The sequence below is a fragment of the Paenibacillus sp. FSL H7-0323 genome (assembly GCF_038002725.1).
Taxonomy (GTDB): Bacteria; Bacillota; Bacilli; order Paenibacillales; family Paenibacillaceae; genus Paenibacillus_AQ; species Paenibacillus_AQ odorifer.
This window is the reverse complement of the sequence record NZ_JBBODB010000001.1, coordinates 619,935-639,567: the sequence shown is the minus strand read 5'-3', so window position 1 is coordinate 639,567 and position 19,633 is coordinate 619,935. Positions and strand designations below refer to the sequence as shown.

The following is a 19,633-nucleotide window of genomic DNA, read 5'->3' as shown; positions in this document are numbered from 1 at the left end:
TCAATCATGCGTCCTCACAGGAGTAATTAAAAAAAGTGTGGACGAAGATGCGTCTACAGGTAGGATCACCAGCGGCCTTTCTTTTCCCGCGAACCTGATTCTAAGCGTCTCGCTATCGATCGCCCGAAGGATGTCCCTGAAATATTTTCCGTTAAAGGCTACTCGAAAATGATCACCTTCCAGATGCTCCAAAGGAATCTCTTCTTTTACATCCCCAATTTCTGCAGTCTTGGACACTAAACTTAGCATGTTAGAAGGAAGTACGCTGAGCATAACACTCTCACTAGCCAATATAGAAATACGTTCAACCACATGTAACAAACGATCCTTCTTAACAATCACTTCGGAGAGGTACGCTTTTGGGATTAAATTATTGACAGAGGGATAAGTTCCTTCTAGAAGAGCAGACTGAACCCTCAATCCACTAGAAATAAATCTGATCTGCTTGGGGCCTATTTCTAAATCGGTGCTGCTGTCTGGATCATCGTTTAATATTTTTAAAAGATCCTCCAGGGTGCTGCCCGGGATTACAACATCTAAAGGAACTGTCCCGTAATCTTCTACGCTTTCAACAACATGCTGGGCGAAGCGGATGCCATCAGTGGCGACTACACGAATATTATGCTTCTCTATTTGCAGCAAAACTCCTGTAAGCACAGGTCTGGTTTCCGATGAAGAGACCGCAAAAACCACTCTTTTAAATATTTGCTTCAGGAGAGTGTTCTTCATGCTTATCCTTTGAATGTTTGGATGATCTATGTATTGGATTCTTGGAAACTCTGCCACATCCATTCCACATAAACGAAATTGAGTGCTCCCTGATTGAATATTTAATATCAATGACTCTACGATTTCCAGCCTAATTAGTCCAGGATCAAGCTTACGAATGATCTCATAAAAATAACGCGCGGGAACGACGATCTCACCTGTGTTGTGCACAACCATCGAATCCATCTTCACAGGGAGCTTATATTCAATGGTCATTCTTATATTGCTGGCTGTTAATATCAGACCCTGAGTTTGCGCTTGAATAAGTATTCCTGATAGAACACGTGAGGAACTATTCGCGGATATGGCTTTTAATGCTGCCTGTAAAGCGGTACTAAGAGAATCTTTTGATACATGGATTAGCAAAGACTTCACCTAACTCTCCTTAGATTCCTTTACAAAATGCGCCTCAATGATGTTCCGAAATACTTGGGAGCGAGATGCGTTCTGATCCGCGCAAGCCTGCTCTATCTCCTGCCAAACGTCCTCAGATAACGTCAGTGATACCTTTTTAGTTACACCAGTGCTTTTTCTACCTGCACCTTCCCGAAGCCCTCCCCTTGTAAAAAGAAACCCCAACTGCCCGTCTTTAGTAGCTACACCTACTTTGACTTTATCCTCGTTGTTACTTGCGCTATCGCTAGTGACCTTATTTTTAATTTCGCTAATACTGCTCCCCTTTTGTTCGCCCTCGAATTTATGATCACCCAATCCCTCACACCTCCATATTTGAATTTAGTAACTTAAATCAATATATCCACTAATTTCATAATACCATAATCGCCATTAATCCACCACAATTCTAACCACAAAAAAACACCCCAAAGATCGGAGTGTGTGCGGTGAGCTGGGCATGAGTTGGGTATGAGTTGGGTATGAGTTGGGTATTGCAACGATAACCCATGGATTTTTTTATTTTGCTTAAAATCGTTTGGGAATGTATGAGTTAATTGCACTTTATACAACTATAAACAATACATTGTGCTGCCCGAGCGAAATAAGTGTATTCTCTGCAACTAAATTCAACGATATTAACAAATTAGTGTGAAAAGACTTCTTTTAACTGCACCAAATGCAACTAAAAGTGACTAAGCTTCTTATCTCCTGCAAATAAGTGTATAAACTGCAACTATCCCGTTTGCCCGCTCGCGGACACACGCACGCACACCCTCATCATCCCACTAACCCAATCTTTATCCCCTCACGCACACCCTCATCATGCCACTAACCCAACCTTCCTCCCCTCTCCCTCACCTCATCATACCACTAACCCAACCTTCATCCCCTCACACACCCTCATCATCCCACTAACCCAATCTTTATCCCCTCACACACCCTCATCACGCCACTAACCCAACCTTCATCCCCTCTCATATCCCCTCTCCCAAAGACTCCTTTCCCTACAACTCCCATCATCATTACCTCAGAACTCCCTACTCATGTAAAAATAGCTCGCCTCATAACTCAACGTGTGGCACATATTAATATCTACTCTTCCACCCACGCGCCTTACTGAAACTACACTATCTCAGGATGTTCTGATAATTTGGTGGGAAGTCTGACTTTTTGGGGTCTTTTAGATGCTTGAACGATTCAAGCTTCACCTTAGGACCAGGAGAGATCCTAAAAGTCATGGTATCTTCTCCAACTGAAATATGTGGACCAACTGTAGGATATACGTTAAGTGTAATCAAGAAATCAAACCCACGGAAACCATTGAGCCGCTTCACCTCAGTCACATCCACAAAGTAAGGATAAACCATTGGCGATTCTCGCAAAAGCGGCGAATAAATATCTGCAATCTTTTTCTCAATATGGGGTAAAAGAAATAACATCAGCATGTCTTGAAACTTAAGTTCGCGAGAATCTTGATCTGGCAGTTGAAGTCCCGAATCAGACCTGGAAGGTGTTACAGATTGAGGTTGAATTAACCTATTTGCGGAGCAAGGTTGTGGCGTCAGAACGAGCATCACTGCGACAAGAAGGGGAGCAATCCAGCTTTTTTTCATCACAATAGCCTCCTTAGGGAACTTTATATAAATTCCCCAAAGAGACCCTATTTCTATACGTTAAATCTCAATCCTGTTAAAAAGAAAGGGTTCTCCCTTAAGATAATTTTTCAGGATCGCTAACGCATACGTCTGTTCTGCTTTTAGACCCTCGGTTTCCCTAGGATCGGATGCGTGATGGCAATAATTTTCGATCATAACCATGACCGTAAAATTCTCTAAAGTCTGAACCCACTCCCCGTCAAGCTTGGCGATACTTTCGTACCCCTTAATGACCCCTTCTCTTTGCAATGGATACAGTCCAAGAAGGGTATGTGCCACGTCATAAAGATAATACCCCCAACCACATCTCCCAAAATCAATCGGCCGAGGCTCACCCTCTTTAAATATGATGTTGCCTTGATGTAAATCTCCATGAATAACGCCATAAGACCTTCTGTTCTTATTTTTATGCTGCTTGCTTAACCAGTTGAATAATTTCTCAGCTGCCGACTGATACAGCACAAACTCATCATCCGTAAGAAAACAATGATAATGCAGCTTTAAACGAAGCATTGCTTTTCGAAAGCTATGTTCATCCCAAACAGGACGATTAAAGCCAGGGGGTAACTCCAGCTCCTGTGCCGCCTTATGTAGCTTGGCTAATAGAACGCCTTCTTTGTAAATTTGTTCTTCGGTAAGATTTTCATTCGCATGTTCCCCTTCAACCCAGCGCATTAAAGAGGCATAAACACCTTCTCCATTTCCCTGTTCCACTCTGAACGTTACAGCACCCGTGCGATCATGAACACCTTTTGGCAGGGGGACATCAATTTTGCTCTTCAAAAGCTCCAGCCACGCGATTTCGGAGTTAATTTCCTCTTTAGATCTCCCCGAATGAAGGCGCAGTAAAAAAGTTCCCTCTTTATTAGTTTCGATAACAAAGGTACAGGTATCCGATAGCTGGTTAAAACGAATCTGCGTCCAATCCAGGTCAAAGTTCTGAAGCGCTATTAAAGCTGCCTGCTTATAATTTTTTCTCATCGCAAAGGAAGGAACAATTCAGTCTCATCGGGCCAGGAAGGGTTCGCAAATTGATAGATTTCTATAACCAATCCACGATCATTACTCTGCAAACTGCTATTAAATTCTCGCTTCATTTCCGGCAATTCAAGCACTTGGACTTGGCCTTCATCATTCATAAATAACCATCCCTTCAATGATCTATAAAAATGAAAACTATCTGAAAAAATATTTATCTTGAAAATATTTTCAGAAAACTAAATAATAGAAAAGCAATACTTACATGTCGGATCTATCATCTTAACCAAGGTGGAGCTTCATTACAGGCAGAAGAAAGGTTGAACATCGGCATCATGAATGCAATTCCAAACCTCAACAAGGCACAAACACGCAAAGAGCGAGCAGGGAAAGAGCCCTTTCCCATCTCTATACTCTCTCTTACGGTAGGCGCTTTTGCAATTGGTATGACTGAGTTTGTTATTATGGGTATTTTACCAAATGTGGCCAACGATTTACAGGTTAGTATTTCGACTGCTGGCCAACTCATTACAATGTACGCACTTGGAGTGGCCGTTGGCGCACCCATCCTGACCATTCTCACGCAGCGCATTCCGCAAAAGAAACTGTTATGTCTTCTCATGATTCTTTTTATACTGGGCAACGGAATCTCTGTGTTTGCACCAAACTATACCGTTCTCATGGTAGCTCGTATAATTACAGCTTTAACTCATGGTACTTTTTTTGGGGTTGGCGCAGTCATTGCATCCAATCTTGTACAACCCAATAAGCGGGCCGGAGCCGTATCTATTATGATGGCAGGTTTAACGATAGCCAATATTGTCGGAGTTCCTCTAGGAACATTTATTGGACAAAGTATGGGCTGGCGGGCCTCATTTGCAGCGATTGCTGTCATGGGAGTCGCCGCGCTGATCGGCATCCTCATTTTTATTCCAAAGCTTAAACAAGAGAAACCAGCGAGTGTTATCCAGCAGATTGCTGCGCTGGCTAATCCAAAGCTGCTGCTATTCTTATTGATCGGGGCGTTAGGGAACGCCAGCTTGTTCACCGTGTTCACATATATTACTCCACTGCTTGAAGAAGTGACCGGTTTTGCTGAACATAGTGTGACTTGGATTCTAGTCTTATTCGGCTGTGGGGTGACCATCGGGAACATCGTTGGCGGAAAGCTTGCGGATTGGAAGCTGATGCCTTCTATCGTGGGACTTTATTTTGCAGTCAGTATGATTCTAACGATCTTTTCCTTCACGATGCATAGCCCAATAGCTGCGGTAATCACAATATTTTTCTGGGGTATGGTGTCCTTTGCGGTCATGCCAGGTCTGCAAATACGAATTATGAGTCTGGCTCAGGCAGCCCCTGCACTTGCTTCAACGACCAGCCACTCCGCCGGGAATCTCGGTAACGCAGCGGGTGCCTTTATTGGCGGTTGGGTTATTTCTCATCTAGCGATCACTTCGCTTCCTTGGGTCGGTGCGGTTCTAGTGGGCCTTGGTCTGGTATTAGGCATAGCTTGTTTTGTAGCAGAACGGAAAGAAACTGTAGCGTAAGCTTTATAGATATTTATACAAAAAACGAGGGTGCTCCCAAAGTCATCATGGCTTGAGGCACCCTCGTTTTTTATATTTCAGAGGAACAATTCTGCTCTTCTAATCTTCAACATCTGCTTTGCACCTTTTTGAAATTCATAAGGAACCTCTAGTTCCTCTGCAGTAAATCCTTGCCTCACCAAATCATCAATAAGGCGGTCTAAATACTTATACCTTTTACAAGAGAGGTCGACTAGTGGAAAGATTCGAAGCTCGCCTCTCGTCACCCGCATGAGTTCCTTAACAGTCTCTAAATGAAATTCATAGTCCAGCCGATCGCTGTACATAAATAGAAAGTGAGCAGATAATGTCAGATCAAATGCTTCATCCGCAAATGGCAGATCCGGAAGTATCACAGGAACATATCGCTGCGGGGTTTGTCTTCGATCCTTAGTGCTGGCGGTTAACGCTGCGTTCCTCGCTTCGGTCAGTCCCTCGATTGATTTAAAGTAGTTCCAAACGAAATTATCCTGTACTTTTTCCATTCCGGACATCGCATGTGCAATATCTTGAGCCCCTTTGTCTGCCAGCTCATCTTCAGAGTAATAGTAAGCAATATCAGCAGCCGTTACTTCACCACCCAACCGATTCGCTATTGCTGTAAAAGAGCAAGCACCCGCAGGACAATCCAGAATGCTCTGGCCGATAAGATCTGATTCCAGCAAATCAAACATACGTATATATTCCTCATAGGTTCTGCCAATAAAAACAATTCTCTCCAAATCAAGTTTTCCCTTTGCTCCGCTCATCTCAGCTCACCTTTCCTCTTCTAGGCTCATCTACACTTCTACTTCTGTTTTAATATACGAATAAGGTAATCCATTAGAATACCCAAAACCAAAAACGTTCCAAAATGAATAATATACGTTGGGAATCTGACGCTGATTAACGCACTACTGGTTCCCCATCTCGAATTATTTACATCAACCATGAAGCTTTCAAAAGGTTCTGTAAAGATCAGTGTATCTATAATAGGGTTCAAACGTACAAGAATAATATTCGCGATCCCCACCCCCAGATAGTCACTCAGACAGATGATGATACTTATAATTGAAAGCCAGAAACTGAATTTCCTCCTAAAAAACATCAAACACCGCCCTTTCTATTTTTTCTATTTCTTAACAATTCGTTTAAAATTCAAAATATCCTTGTCACGGTTAGTTCCTGTTTTAAAAAATGATACAATCTGGAGCTCGCTTGCTTAAGCGGATAATCTGAAAGTTTACATAGGATCCCACAGGTCATATCAATAACCTTCCCCTCCAGCTTCCGTACTATAGTTCCTGCTGGGGCTGGATTCAGCACAATCTCAGGAACAAGTGCCACACCTAAACCACTTCCCACAAAATATTTCAGCGCTGTCATGCTCCCAATCTCCATTGTATCTAGTGGCGGCCCGCCTGATTCCTGCAGCACACTTTCTAATTTTTTACGATAAGGACAATTCGCTGCCGTAATCAGTAAGCGATGACTCTGTAGATCCTCTGGGGTGATACGTTCCTTGGATGCTAGCGGATGCTCTTCTGGCAAAAGTAACAAGAATTCCTCCGCAAATAAGGGTTCAAAATACAGCTCCTTACCGAGCTCTGGTGCCGAACACACTGCCAAATCAATTTCACCACGCAGGAGTAGTTCACTAAGTGCGGCGGTTCCCGCAATATCCACGGAGATCTTCACTTTAGGGAATTGCACCATAAACCTACTTAAAAGCTGCGGCAAACGATAGCTCGCCGTAGGGTCCGTTACCCCTAATCGCACGTTGCCAGCTGCCCCTATTTTTAAATCAGCCAAACGGCTCTCTAGTCGTTCCATATCTTTAACAATATGTAGGCTCTCTTCATAAAACAATCTGCCTGCTTCTGTTAAGCTGATTTGCTTCCCCCGCTCAAGCAATTGACATCCCAGATCAGATTCAAGCCTTTGCATCTGCATCGTAACTGTAGATTGGGCATAGTTCAATTCTTCTGCTGCGCGATTAAAGCTTCCGGAAGTTACGATCGTTTGAAAGGTTTTTATTGTTTTTAGATCCATCCTAGTGCCCTCCCCTATTCAATTCAAATTAATTGAACCAAACCTTCATTATATTCAATTATACGAAATCCACTTTTCTCTATAGAATACTTTATAACAACAACATACGCCAACATAAGGAGTGATTGAGGGTGGATCTCAACAATAAAGTCGCATTAGTAACCGGTGGAGGGACTGGAATTGGCAAAGCTGTAAGCTTGGAGTTATCCAAACGCGGAGCCCACGTCGTAGTGAACTATTCTAGATCTGAGGATGAAGCCAATGAAACCGTAAAGACGATTCTGAATCAAGGAGGGTTGGCTATAGCAATACAAGCGAATGTGTCTAAAGATCAGGAAGTGCGAAGTATGGTCGATTCGATTATTCAGCATTTCGGGACAATAGATCTGCTAGTGAATAACGCCAGTATAACTAAACATATTGCTCTCGGAGATCTGGAAAAGGCAACAGAGGAAGTATGGGATGAGTTATATGATGTAAATGTGAAAGGAATGTTTTTCTGCGCTAGAGCGGTTGCACCGTATATGAACCAAAAAAATTCAGGAGCCATCCTCAATCTCGGCAGCATCGCTGGACAGACAGGCTTAGGCTCATCCCTTCCTTATGCCGTCTCCAAAGCGGCTGTCCACGGTCTTACCAAATCTCTGGCACACGCGCTGGCTCCCCATATTAGAGTTAACTGTGTAGCACCGGGAGCCGTTGCTACTAGATGGTGGTCTGGACGAGAAGAACAAATGCATAAACTAGCCCCTAATCTGCTGCTTCAGCATATTTCAACCGCCGAGAATATCGCCCAGTTCGTCTGCGCTGCGCTAGAACAGGAAGCAATGACTGGACAGATCATTACCATAGATAGCGGACAAACATTGTAACAGCCAAAACAGCAAATGGTATGTCAGAACTACTTTTAAATATCATTAGCTGGTTTTTGCGTACCGTACAGGAGGAAGTGAAGCGTTGATAGCATAATTGGGGAATTTCTCCCTAAAATTCTAAGTTTTTTGGTCATCCAGCCAATAATTAGGGAAAACCTCCCTAATTATTGGTTAATTTGCTGGAAACTAACGAATTCGCCTGATTTTCAGGGAAGAATCCCCTGATTTCGTTGATTTAAAGCAAATATCGGCTATTTTCAGGGAGGTTTTCCCTAATTACTATATAGCCAACACTATAGGAACCATAAATGCATCCGACATACCACATACCACATGATTCATAGAACGTAGCACATAGCGTACATACCACCTATAGCCTGAGGGTTAAAGTAAGAAGCTGCCCCAAAAGTAGAATTTTCTACTTTTTAGGACAGCCTCTTCAGCATAACTATTGGTGAAGATTCTTAGTTAGGTTCATTACCCCAGATCAGGTTACCTGAGATGTAGGCGGGCGCTTTTGTCCAGTCTACAAAATTGGTATCAACCGCATTAAAGGAGTAATCTCCGGTTTGAGTGTAATTTGACCAATCCTCTTTAGCTACTCGCACTTGGATATCGATGCTCGCACCCGCAGCTAGTGAACCTGCTGCACTCGAGAATCCAAGCTCCAGATAATAATCCGCATCCGCTTTAGCCGTTGGCAGCTTCACAAACGTGCCCGTTACATTCGCGCTTCCAGCCTGTGACCAATCGCAGAAGAAGCTTTGTGCCTTCTCTCCGTCAATTGTGTAATAATATCTTAATTTCACATCAGAAAGTGCAACGGCACTTGTACTTGTGTTCACCAGCTTAAACTTTGGATTTAGCGTATTTCCGGAAGCAGTCACTGTACCGTTATACATCTGCACTTTCAGTGCTGCTGTAGGAGCTACTGACGTATCTGAGAGAGTGACAACCAAGGATTGTGCCGCTCCGGCACTAAACTCAAAGGTCAGCGTTGTCGTTCCTACCGCTTGAGTTGCCAAATACTCCTTCTTGAGAGTGACTGTTGATCCACTTACCGTATAATCCGTTCCGGCTACGAGGGTTGTCGTTCCGTTCTTGATCGCACTCAGCGTATTTCCGTTCAACGTCATAGTTACTGCAACGTCTGCCTGATTCGCTGTTTTCTTATCAAATCCCGCGCTTGTTGGCGTTATCGTGGAGTTGGATACTGGTGTTGTAGTATCCGTTACCGCTACCGCCAAAGATTGTGTAGCTCCAGCGCTAAAGCTGAACGTCAGCGTTGTCGTTCCTACCGCTTGCGTCGCTAAATACGCTTTTTTAATCGTCACTATTGATCCACTTACCGTATAATCCGTTCCGGCTACGAGGGTTGCCGTTCCGTTCTTGATCGCACTCAGCGTATTTCCGTTCAACGTCATAGTTACTGCAACGTCTGCCTGATTTGCTGTTTTCTTATCAAATCCCGCGCTTGTTGGCGTTATCGTGGAGTTGGATACTGGTGTTGTAGTATCCGTTACCGCTACCGCCAAAGATTGTGTAGCTCCAGCGCTAAAGCTGAACGTCAGCGTTGTCGTTCCTACCGCTTGAGTTGCCAAATACTCCTTCTTGAGAGTGACTGTTGATCCACTTACCGTATAATCCGTTCCGGCTACGAGGGTTGCCGTTCCGTTCTTGATCGCACTCAGCGTATTTCCGTTCAACGTCATAGTTACTGCAACGTCTGCCTGATTCGCTGTTTTCTTATCAAATCCCGCGCTTGTTGGCGTTATCGTGGAGTTGGATACTGGTGTTGTAGTATCCGTTACCGCTACCGCCAAAGATTGTGTAGCTCCAGCGCTAAAGCTGAACGTCAGCGTTGTCGTTCCTACCGCTTGCGTCGCTAAATACGCTTTTTTAATCGTCACTATTGATCCACTTACCGTATAATCCGTTCCTGCTACGAGGGTTGCCGTTCCGTTCTTGATCGCACTCAGCGTGTTTCCGTTCAACGTCATAGTTACTGCAACGTCTGCCTGATTCGCTGTTTTCTTATCAAAGCTTGCAGTTATTGGCGTAATGGTCGAGCCTGTAGCTGGTGGATTTACAGGATCAGCATACAAGGTGCCTCGGCCATTCGTACCGAGATATACACGTCCATAGATTCTTGGATCCCCAGTAATCGCCATATTGATCTTAGCGTATTGATGAGCATTGTCATTAATACGAACCCAAGTTGCGCCAACATCATCGGAACGGAATACGCCCCGTACACCATCAATCTTAGCTACGGTGTACAATGCCATATAAGTTTGGCCCGGAGCAGCCTTACCATAACCAATAAGGTCAGCTTCTTCTACATTCGTTAACTTCGTGAAGCTCGCACCTGAATTAGTGGAGTGCCATAGACCATATTTATTCTCAACCGTATTTCCTCCGGCAAACCAAATGTCACCTTCAATACCTGGAACTGCCTTCATACTGATTTGGGCTTCATTCGGCTGTAATCCAGCCACATTATTGGTCGGGAAGCCCGAAGCTGCGGTGGCAGTAAATGTAGCTCCACCATCCACACTTACATAGAAGGTTCCGGCATAAAATCCATAGTATTTGTTAGGATTCACGCGATCAGACGCTATCTTCGCTCCAGCCGGTAATCCTGCACTTGCTGTCCAAGAATTGCCTGAGGTTTTGGAATAATACACCCCGATATCTGAGGTGCTCCACAGAATGGAATTACCACTTGCAGAGACAGCTACTTGTCCATGGCCAACCGTTGTTTTGGTTCCATTGGAAGGCTCGGAGTTTGGCATGTACCAATTCACTCCACCATCGTTAGAGATACCAATGGACTTCATACTTGGCGTTTTTTCTTTATCTGCACTGCCTACCCGCACCATATAGGACGGACTCAGTTCAGCATAGTCAATACTCATCGTCGTTGCCCATGAAGGACTGGTCTGGAATTTAGTCGGCGCTACCGACAAATCCTCATGACGGAAACCGGAAACGTCACCAAGTGCAGTGATCAAATGGGAGGTTCCGGTTGGCGGGCTAATTAGCCCCAGCACTGCAGTTTCCTCCACACCTTTTGCCATGACAGAGATATTTACCTTGCCTCCGGTATCCCATGAGGTCAAATTGTTCGAGCCATAAATTGTTGCTCCAGTTCCGTACATCATTCGATTCGAGTTAAATGGATCAATTTCCAAATCACCCATCATCCAGCCTAGCTTCGGTGAAGGATCCAGGGATGTTGAAGTGGTTCCATGATCGAGCCATGGAGCAGCGGTGATGTCCATGCTGAACTTATAAGTCCGTTCTGGATAATTGCCCCAATCCCAAATGCGACTCCAAGTAGCCCCACCATTGGTACTGCGGAAAATAACTTCATCAGGCCACCAAGCGTTTAAGCTGGATACCATCAATGTGTTAGGGTGCTGAGCATCCAGCGCCAATCCACCAAAGCCATACCAGTTATCTTCACCGGTCGTAGGACTGATATTGGTCCAAGCCCCACTAGTTTTGTTGTATTTCCAAACTTCACCCTTACTGCCATCATAGGGACCTACACCATTACTATAAGTAATATAGAGATCACCTGTGGATGACAGCTCGCCGTGATGTGGCAAGAACCCCGTAGGTTGTCCAGCCAGAGCTGTCCAGGTTACTCCACCATCTGTACTCCGATATACGCTGCTAGCCGTATCGGCCACACCGACATATATCGTTTGAGTAGCGTTGCCAAGTGTACCTGTGCTCTTATCGAAAGTGATCCAAGACAATCCGACAAGATCATTCCCATAATCAAGTGTCGGATTCTGAATATACGTTCCTACGTTTGGAAAAGAGGTTACCTTTGACCAAGTTACACCCGAATCAATACTCTTCCAGAGACCATTACCACTTCTAGCTCCAAAATAGAGAATGTTGTTCTTATTGGGGTCGATGACTAGACGTTCACCAGCGGAACGGCCAGGCATATTGCCACCTACTTTAAAAGGCAGTGGAGTAGTTTGCCAGGTGTTCCCCCGGTCATTAGAGCGCATAATCTGGCCATTATTATCCCAATGATTAGTATACGTACCCGTTGCCATGTAGACTTTATTAGGATCAATTGGGTCTGTAGCCAGAGCATCAACACCATTCTTGTTCCAATCCACCCAGCCTACCGAGTCACTAATTGATGTCCAGCTAGATGTAGCTTGATTCCAGCGATAGGCCCCGCCAATATCTGTTCTGGCATAAATCAGATTCGGTTCAGTTTGATTAAAAATAATTCCGGGTACAAAGCCCCCGCCAGCTCCCGTTACAACGCTTTTCCAGGTGTAAGGTTCACTTGAGGCTGCATGGGTAGTAGCTGGGAATGCAGAGAATAAAGAGCCTACCATCGCGCCAAGCAGGACCAAAAGTCCTGTTTTCCGGATACGGTTACGAATCACGTTTTACGCCTCCTACGATATAATTGGTTTGTTTATGCCTTCTTCTTACTCTATATCCCTGCTCCTCCCTCCCCCTTAATCCATACCTTCAGAACTTAGACTCCATTTTCTGATAACGCTTTCATTATAATGGTAAGGTTTTTCATTATCGAGAGAAAATGGTTATATTTTGCAGAAGATTGTCTCTAAAAATCGTACCATTTTCACACTTCTGGATACAATTTCACTAAATTTTGATTGAAAATAATTCTGCTGATAAAGAAAACCTCCGGAATAAATCCCAGAGGCTTCTGATATAACTATTCTTCACTAGTATCTACAGGCATAACAATCTCTTTTATACCATTAAAATTGCTGATAGTTGTTTGCAACGTGAGCACTGACTCTGAATTTAAGTTTTCTGATTTCAATGAAGTGAATATTTCTGCCTCCACTTTATGCGGCAAAAGTGTAGTTTTATCCAGCGTATATCTTAGTTTAATCTTGTCTGTCAAATTCTGCTTCATCAATTTCATCGTTTCCTTACTCGCATCATGAGACGATATCTCTATCGAAAGTATGTATTCTTGTTCCTCCTCAGAAACAACGATCCCCTGAGAATCTATCCGGTACATGTCTATATAATCATACGGGTCAATAAATCTTTGTGCGATTTGTTTTTCTTTCGCTGGAATATAATCGTCCTGCTTAATAAATAAATCATCCATTACCTTTGTATGATATTCAGTATCCGATATGTATTCTTCTCGTTCCTTTCCTTCCGCAGTCTCCGATTTTAGATATACGGTATAAGGATTTCTAACATAGTCGACATGAAATGAAACAGCGCTCGACCAATGTTTATCTTCACTTTTTTCCGATTTGCTGGATGTTTCTTCTTGTTTCTCCATTTCTATAGTATAGTTCTCCTGCTTAGCCAGTTCACTCCGAGACATGCTGAGCAGCTCCTCTGCACGCTTATCTCCCTCTCCTTCAGCACCTGATTTAGTGTTCGTTGCACAACCTGTCAAACCTAACATACAAATGATACCGATAAAAACCATTTTTCTGATAAACATATTACTTCCCCTTCACTTCAAATGAAATCCAAATATAACTAAATCTATTTTATCATTATAAAGTTAACAGCTTATATGACGGAAAAGGTAGACATGTGAAAAAACGGCTTAAGATACACAGTTGTTGCGCTGAATTTAGTGTTTTAATGCAAATCAAAAAATACCTCCCCGACTTTACAGCAGAGAAGGTATTTAAATAATATTATCCAATTCTCTTAGCTCAATGTGTCAACACAAACTCATCCAGCAGCTTTCCATCCACATCATAGGCCTGATAGGTTAATGTATCCCCGGTAACGTTAATGCCCGCAAACATTTGCTTATAGTTCTGAAAATGCACCGCATGATAGAACTGATCTTCTTTTTTCTCGTTAAATTTCCCTCCAGAAGCGTTGGTCACCACATAGACTGTCCCTCGTTTAGCATCTTTGGAAATCTCACCTTCTGGAACTATTTTTCCGCCACGTAACGGGTAGGATCTGGAGTATTCATGATTATGACCCTGCAGCACTAAATCAACCTCATACGTATCAAAAATATCCGTCCAATTTTCAACTTTCTTATAGGAGTTCCCCCCGTAAGCCGGTCGGTGCATCGCAACGATTTTCCACTTCTTGTCTGTGTTCTTCAGATCTTCCTTTAGCCACTCCGTTTGCTTTTTTAGATTGCTCTCTGTATTCAGTACCGTTACATGCACTGGTCCATAATCGAAGGAATACGAGGTGCCTGCAATTGAACCCTTTGCCCCATTATCCGGCAGGTTGAAGTGTGAAGTATAATGCGTTGCATCCTCATCCACCTCATCATGATTGCCTGTTACCGGCATTAACGGAATCCCCGAAATCCAGCCCTGCACATTGCCAAAAAAATCATCCCAGCCTGCCGAATCCTCCGGATTCTCCGTCAAATCGCCGTTATGCACAATAAATTCAGCTTCAGGAAATGTCTGAAAAGCCTTGTTCAGCGTATTTCCCCACAGCTTAAAATCCTCTGCCGTTTCCCCTTGAGAATCCGTTACGTTGATAAAAGACACACTTGCCAGTCCATCTTCTTCCGTTGTAAATTCCGCTGCCGGACTCCATTCTCCTTCAACGCCACTACCCACTCTATAAGTATATAACGTCCCGGGTTCAAGACCCGTAGCTTCCACTTTATGAACACCTTTGGTGCCATTGTCTGTTTTGATGGAACTACTTTTCGCATCTACCCTTTGTACATCCGTATTTGCAAAAGAGGACACTTGTCCCTTTACAATCTCCAGAATGCCTGCTGCACTCGAATCACTTGTATACCAAGTAAACGCGCGGCTTGTGCTCGCATCTCCCTTAAAGGTAGTCACGAGATCATACGGTGCTGGTGAATTTGCATTACTTCCGCTTTTCGATCGTTCCAACCCATAAGCCACTAAAATAACCACAATCACAAGCACTCCTATGATTATGGCAAATTTATAGTCTCTCATCACGGTACCTCCTTATGAAAATTTCTCTCTAGCCTTCTAAATAAGATAGCCCCCTGCAAAGTCAGAAGTCAAATTTGCACACGAATCTTTATACAGACTTTTGTTAACGCAGTGTAAAACATTCAGCAAACATTCAGTCTATTTTAAGTTAAGCATAAGGTCTGTCTCCTAGAATTAGTCAAGCAGGAAGGTTAGCCAGAGATAGAGAGAGAAACGAGGTGTGAAAATGAATAAGAAGCTTCAATTCCGGCATGAACTTAAATTTTTCATTAACTATCATCAATACCTTATATTGCGCCAGCGATTGCAAAGCTTGATTGATAAAGATCAACACGCTAATGAGAGTGGAGAATACCACATTCGGAGTTTGTATTTTGACGATATCAACAACACGGCACTTGCAGACAAGCTCGGCGGTCTCAGAGAGCGGGCCAAATACCGGATTCGCATTTACAACATTCAAGACAACATCATTCACTTTGAGAAAAAAATTAAAATGGACGATTATATCGCCAAAATCAAAGAACCACTAACCCGGCAAATGTACGACGAGATTATGGCGGGCAACTACGAAGTGCTGAACGTCCCGGACAGTCCGCTGTTCTTGGAGTTATACGATCAGATGCGCCATAACCTGCTGCGACCCAAGGTCATCGTGGATTATGTTCGCGAGCCTTATGTTTGCCACAACGGAAATGTGCGAATAACGTTCGATAAAGAACTACGTACGGGCCTGCACTCTACGGATATTTTCGATAAGGATTTGCATCCGATTCGGGCGATTGATGAGAACTTCATAATTTTCGAAGTGAAATTCGATGAGTATATTCCGGAGTACATTAAAATCGCGTTGCAGCTGGAGGGACTGAATAGGCAGTCCGCTTCGAAATACGTGATCTGCCGCAAATTCTTAAAAACTAACACTTGGGAGGATTATTGATTATGAATGCATCACTAGCACCGCTAGCAGCTACAACAACGACTACAGATACTACAAATAATTTTTCAGACATTATTAAAAACTCGGTGATCGACAATTTTGTATCTGATATTAGTATCTCCAAGATGCTGATTACCTTGGGCGTAGCTTTTCTGATCGGATACTTCATTTACCTGCTCTACAAACGTGTCTTTAGCGGCGTTTTATATTCCAAAAGCTTTAACGTCTCACTCATGGGCATGACCATGATTACAGCTACTGTCATTATCGCGATTAACTCTAACCTTGTGCTGTCCCTCGGTATGGTCGGCGCATTGTCCATCGTTCGTTTCAGAACACCGATCAAAGATCCAACTGATCTGATCTTCTTGTTCTGGGCAGCTGTAGCAGGGATTGTAACTGGAGCAGGATTTTTCACCTTGGCTATTATCGGTTCGATCATTATCGGCCTTATTTTGTTCCTGTTCATTAAACACTCTTCTATCGAAACGCCATACTTACTGGTCATTAACTGCGACAGTGATGAAAGCGAACGTGAAGTACACAGCCATATCACCAAATCCGTAAAACGCTACAATGTGAAGCAAAAAACAGTCTCCGCAAACAATATTGAATTGACGCTGGAGCTTCGTCTGGATGATAAAGTAGGCGGCTTTGTCAACACAGTCTCTGACCTAAAAGGTGTCAAAAATGCACTCTTGATCAGCTATAGCGGTGACTATGTATCTTAATTACAACGAGATGAAAGGCGGTGCCCCAGATGAAAACCAGAGGTAAGTCAATCCTGCTGAGTTTTTGCTGCCTGCTGCTGGTCATCGCCGTAGCCGGGTGTCAGAATGCAAGTCCGTCTGCAATAAATAATCCAACGTCTGATGCTCAGGACAAGGTCATTTCGAGCGATGAGAAAAAGCTAGACGAGCAGGTCTTTCCAAAAGATAAGGTCGTGGATGTCAAAATCACCTTGGACCCGGACGATTTTCAGGATATGCTGGATAATGCCAGTGCTGAAGAATATAAAATGGCTTCCGTCGAGTACAACGGTATGAAATACGATAATGTAGCTGTACGGACCAAAGGAAATCTCAGTCTCAGAAGCGTAGTACAGATGACAGACTCTGACCGCTACAGCTTCAAAATTTCTTTTGATGAGTATGTTAACCAGAATTTATTCGGCATTACTAAGATCAACCTGAATAATAATTACAGCGATGCTTCTTATATGCGTGAATTTCTGACCTATGAGCTCGCTGAAAGTGTCGGTCTCCCGACGCCGAAATATTCCTTCGTCAATGTGTATGTAAATGATGAACTGAAGGGTTTCTATCTTGCAGTAGAACAGATCAGTGATGCTTATCTGGAACGCAATTTCGGCAACACTTATGGTGCACTTTATAAAGGTGTAATGACCGGTCAGGGCAGTGATTTGACTTGGCTGGGCGATGATCCATCCCTCTATACTGGACTAGAAATGAAATCCGATAAGTCTAACGATGATATTCTTGTCGACATGCTGAATGAGCTAAACAACGGCACCGATTATGAAAAATACATCGACGTAGAGGAATCGCTGAAGTATATCGCTCTAAATGCGGTCACGGGTAATATGGACAGTTATTTAGGTGGAAATAAGCAGAATTATTACTTATATGAAGACGATGGGGTCTTCTCGATTCTGCCGTGGGATTACAATATGGCTTTTGGCGGCATGGGAAGCGCAGATGTGTTAATTGACGAGCCTACCCAAGGTGCGTTGGCAGAACGACCACTGATTGCGAAACTGCTCGCTAATGATGAATACAAAACGAAATATCATGAGATTGTTAGTGAGATGATTACTGGCTATCTAGCGGACGATACGTTCCAGGCTCGGATGGATGAGCTGAACACGATGATTTCCAGCTATGTCAAAGCGGATCCATCCGCCTTCTACACTTTCGAACAGTATGAAAATGGGATAAAGGCTGTTGAGACCTTCATGTCGAACATGGCCACAAGTATCCAGCAGCAACTCGACGGTACCATTCCTTCCTCCGGTGACGGATCAGGAAGTGGTGGTGGCATGGGCGGCGGTGGCTTTGGTGGCGGTGCTAAAAATGGCGCAGCTCAAGGCGCTGCGGGTGCTGGGCAGGCCACAGGTGCGGATGGCGCTACTGGTAATACTGGCGCAAATGCAGCTGCACCAAATACCGAAGGGCAAGCGGCTACGGGTGGACAGACTGCCCAAGGCGGTGCAGGTGGTGAACCTGGTGCCATGGGCGGACCGGCTATCCCTAATGGCGGCGAGGGGCCTGGCAGTAACTCACAAGCAGCTGCGGGTGGGCAGACTACACAAACAGGGCAAACTGCTCAGGGTGGACAGGCCAACACTAACAGCCAAGCTGCTCAAGGTGGACAAACCAACACTAACGGGCAAGCTGCTCAAGGTGGATTTGACGGCGGCGCGGGTGGTGAGCCTGGTGCTATGGGCGGACCCGCTTTCCCTGAAGGCGGCGGAAATGGTCCTGGTGGTGGCGGCATGGGCGGCGGTGGCTTTGGTGGCGGTATGCCTGGTGGTATGGGCGGTGGCGACTTTGGTGGTGCTGGTACTATGCAGCAAAAAGGCAGCACGAGTGAAGCCATCACAACTGGCGTCGCCATCCTTCTCCTAATACTAACCGCTGCTTTCGTAACCTTTTACAAACGCAAACGGCTGTAGATAAGTAAAAAGTATCCTCATCACCAATTAATTCATGCAAGAAGCCTCCGTCGTTTATTGACGGAGGCTTCTTGCATGAACACTATATTCTTGTATCACAACTAGTTCCCGCTTACTCTTTTCGCCCGCGCAATATACTTATGGTTGCTATTAAAAAGGCTAGTAAAGAGATCCCTAATGCGATATAGACCATTGGGTTGACACTGGTGGAGTTGTTCTCGCTTTCCATGATGGCATTATGTTCTTCCATGCTCATGCCATTGTCACTGGAACCATGAGAATGTTCATCCCCACCGGAGGCTTGCACAATCGAAGTAATAGAATGCGGACTTTCTGTTCCTGCCTCACCAGACCACTGCACCAAGCTGCCATCGGCATAATGCTGATAAGCATCCCAAGCAATGTCGCCTGCAGTATCAGGATTCTTTGCTGTGAAATAGAAACGTTGGAATTGCCCTGCTTTAATTCCTTCTCCATTAGCTATCCAGCTAACTTTGTTCCCCTCAATGGTAACATCCCAGCCCGGTGTAGCCTCATATTGCTTGAACTCGGCACCCGCCGGGATTCGTAGATCGACTTGTACAGTCGCCACATCTTTTTCTGAAGGAACTTTAAGTGTGTAAGTCTCCCATGCTCCGGTACTGGATTGTGCTGGTGCTACGGTTACGTGCGCGCTAGCCACGGCTGCGAACAACAGAAGTGTTGCAGCGGCTGGTGCGAAGAGTGTCATTATTTTGCGAGATAATCTGTTCATAGTTAGAG

General features: G+C 44.2%; 16 protein-coding genes. 5 read left to right on the top strand and 11 right to left on the bottom strand.

Features of this window, described 5'->3' with window-relative positions; translation table 11 throughout:
• From dnaN to MHH89_RS02940, 5 genes are all read right to left on the bottom strand, one after another.
• Positions 1–1,143, bottom strand: a complete 1,143-nt coding sequence (gene dnaN, locus MHH89_RS02960; RefSeq protein ID WP_340034352.1) for a DNA polymerase III subunit beta — start codon at positions 1,141–1,143, stop codon at positions 1–3.
• Positions 1,144–1,479, bottom strand: coding sequence for a hypothetical protein (locus MHH89_RS02955; protein WP_254847621.1), 336 nt, complete (start codon positions 1,477–1,479; stop codon positions 1,144–1,146).
• An 812-nt stretch (positions 1,480–2,291) separates the two neighbouring features.
• Positions 2,292–2,777: a DUF3888 domain-containing protein gene (locus MHH89_RS02950; protein ID WP_256715141.1), complete on the bottom strand. Its 486-nt coding sequence runs from the start codon at positions 2,775–2,777 to the stop codon at positions 2,292–2,294.
• 60 nt (positions 2,778–2,837) lie between these two features.
• Entirely contained in the window at positions 2,838–3,800 is a 963-nt protein-coding gene (locus MHH89_RS02945) for a phosphotransferase enzyme family protein (RefSeq protein WP_076309150.1), read from the bottom strand.
• Positions 3,797–3,958 carry a hypothetical protein gene (locus MHH89_RS02940; RefSeq protein WP_175618940.1) on the bottom strand — a complete coding sequence of 54 codons (162 nt, stop codon included), beginning with the start codon at positions 3,956–3,958 and terminating at the stop codon, positions 3,797–3,799. The genes MHH89_RS02945 and MHH89_RS02940 overlap by 4 nt, the downstream gene beginning before the upstream one ends.
• Positions 3,959–4,132: 174 nt before the next feature.
• On the opposite strand from MHH89_RS02940, the gene MHH89_RS02935 reads away from it, so the two are divergent.
• Positions 4,133–5,347, top strand: coding sequence for an MFS transporter (locus MHH89_RS02935; protein ID WP_076190144.1), 1,215 nt, complete (start codon positions 4,133–4,135; stop codon positions 5,345–5,347).
• A 77-nt stretch (positions 5,348–5,424) separates the two neighbouring features.
• On the opposite strand, the gene MHH89_RS02930 is transcribed toward MHH89_RS02935, so the two are convergent.
• Together MHH89_RS02930 and MHH89_RS02925 are read right to left on the bottom strand one after the other, a co-directional pair.
• Positions 5,425–6,135: an SAM-dependent methyltransferase gene (locus tag MHH89_RS02930; protein WP_076279853.1), complete on the bottom strand. Its 711-nt coding sequence runs from the start codon at positions 6,133–6,135 to the stop codon at positions 5,425–5,427.
• A 388-nt stretch (positions 6,136–6,523) separates the two neighbouring features.
• Positions 6,524–7,417, bottom strand: coding sequence for a LysR family transcriptional regulator (locus tag MHH89_RS02925; protein WP_312150922.1), 894 nt, complete (start codon positions 7,415–7,417; stop codon positions 6,524–6,526).
• A gap of 131 nt (positions 7,418–7,548) precedes the next feature.
• Here MHH89_RS02925 and MHH89_RS02920 point away from each other — a divergent pair, with 131 nt between their 5' ends.
• Positions 7,549–8,289: an SDR family NAD(P)-dependent oxidoreductase gene (locus MHH89_RS02920; protein ID WP_076220260.1), complete on the top strand. Its 741-nt coding sequence runs from the start codon at positions 7,549–7,551 to the stop codon at positions 8,287–8,289.
• Positions 8,290–8,756: 467 nt separating this feature from the next.
• On the opposite strand, the gene MHH89_RS02910 is transcribed toward MHH89_RS02920, so the two are convergent.
• The 3 genes from MHH89_RS02910 to MHH89_RS02900 form a co-directional block, all read right to left on the bottom strand.
• Entirely contained in the window at positions 8,757–12,665 is a 3,909-nt protein-coding gene (locus MHH89_RS02910; protein ID WP_445739138.1) for a X2-like carbohydrate binding domain-containing protein, read from the bottom strand.
• A 350-nt stretch (positions 12,666–13,015) separates the two neighbouring features.
• Positions 13,016–13,774: a DUF6612 family protein gene (locus MHH89_RS02905; RefSeq protein ID WP_340012377.1), complete on the bottom strand. Its 759-nt coding sequence runs from the start codon at positions 13,772–13,774 to the stop codon at positions 13,016–13,018.
• Between the two features lie 220 nt (positions 13,775–13,994).
• Entirely contained in the window at positions 13,995–15,236 is a 1,242-nt protein-coding gene (locus tag MHH89_RS02900) for a purple acid phosphatase family protein (RefSeq protein WP_341002165.1), read from the bottom strand.
• Between the two features lie 226 nt (positions 15,237–15,462).
• Here MHH89_RS02900 and MHH89_RS02895 point away from each other — a divergent pair, with 226 nt between their 5' ends.
• Genes MHH89_RS02895 through MHH89_RS02885 form a run of 3 tightly spaced genes read left to right on the top strand, consistent with a single transcriptional unit; the run spans position 15,463 to position 18,871 of the window.
• Positions 15,463–16,176, top strand: a complete 714-nt coding sequence (locus MHH89_RS02895; protein WP_076193893.1) for a polyphosphate polymerase domain-containing protein — start codon at positions 15,463–15,465, stop codon at positions 16,174–16,176.
• Between the two features lie 2 nt (positions 16,177–16,178).
• Positions 16,179–16,907, top strand: coding sequence for a DUF4956 domain-containing protein (locus MHH89_RS02890; RefSeq protein ID WP_036683492.1), 729 nt, complete (start codon positions 16,179–16,181; stop codon positions 16,905–16,907).
• A 29-nt stretch (positions 16,908–16,936) separates the two neighbouring features.
• Complete coding sequence (locus tag MHH89_RS02885; RefSeq protein ID WP_341086292.1) at positions 16,937–18,871, top strand: CotH kinase family protein; 1,935 nt, start codon at positions 16,937–16,939, stop codon at positions 18,869–18,871.
• A gap of 112 nt (positions 18,872–18,983) precedes the next feature.
• Here MHH89_RS02885 and MHH89_RS02880 read toward each other — a convergent pair whose 3' ends face one another.
• Positions 18,984–19,625: a DUF1775 domain-containing protein gene (locus tag MHH89_RS02880; protein ID WP_076130655.1), complete on the bottom strand. Its 642-nt coding sequence runs from the start codon at positions 19,623–19,625 to the stop codon at positions 18,984–18,986.
• Between the last annotated feature and the right edge of the window lie 8 nt (positions 19,626–19,633).

Excerpts from the sequence above, each read along its gene's own strand:
- MHH89_RS02950 (WP_256715141.1), bottom strand. The coding sequence starts at position 2,777 with ATGAAAAAAAGCTGGATTGCTCCCCTTCTTGTCGCAGTGATGCTCGTT.
- MHH89_RS02945 (WP_076309150.1), bottom strand. The coding sequence starts at position 3,800 with ATGAGAAAAAATTATAAGCAGGCAGCTTTAATAGCGCTTCAGAACTTT.
- MHH89_RS02940 (WP_175618940.1), bottom strand. The coding sequence starts at position 3,958 with ATGAATGATGAAGGCCAAGTCCAAGTGCTTGAATTGCCGGAAATGAAG.
- MHH89_RS02935 (WP_076190144.1), top strand. The coding sequence starts at position 4,133 with ATGAATGCAATTCCAAACCTCAACAAGGCACAAACACGCAAAGAGCGA.
- MHH89_RS02930 (WP_076279853.1), bottom strand. The coding sequence starts at position 6,135 with ATGAGCGGAGCAAAGGGAAAACTTGATTTGGAGAGAATTGTTTTTATT.
- MHH89_RS02925 (WP_312150922.1), bottom strand. The coding sequence starts at position 7,417 with ATGGATCTAAAAACAATAAAAACCTTTCAAACGATCGTAACTTCCGGA.
- MHH89_RS02910 (WP_445739138.1), bottom strand. The coding sequence starts at position 12,665 with ATGGTAGGCTCTTTATTCTCTGCATTCCCAGCTACTACCCATGCAGCC.
- MHH89_RS02905 (WP_340012377.1), bottom strand. The coding sequence starts at position 13,774 with ATGTTTATCAGAAAAATGGTTTTTATCGGTATCATTTGTATGTTAGGT.
- MHH89_RS02900 (WP_341002165.1), bottom strand. The coding sequence starts at position 15,236 with ATGAGAGACTATAAATTTGCCATAATCATAGGAGTGCTTGTGATTGTG.
- MHH89_RS02895 (WP_076193893.1), top strand. The coding sequence starts at position 15,463 with ATGAATAAGAAGCTTCAATTCCGGCATGAACTTAAATTTTTCATTAAC.
- MHH89_RS02890 (WP_036683492.1), top strand. The coding sequence starts at position 16,179 with ATGAATGCATCACTAGCACCGCTAGCAGCTACAACAACGACTACAGAT.
- MHH89_RS02885 (WP_341086292.1), top strand. The coding sequence starts at position 16,937 with ATGAAAACCAGAGGTAAGTCAATCCTGCTGAGTTTTTGCTGCCTGCTG.
- MHH89_RS02880 (WP_076130655.1), bottom strand. The coding sequence starts at position 19,625 with ATGAACAGATTATCTCGCAAAATAATGACACTCTTCGCACCAGCCGCT.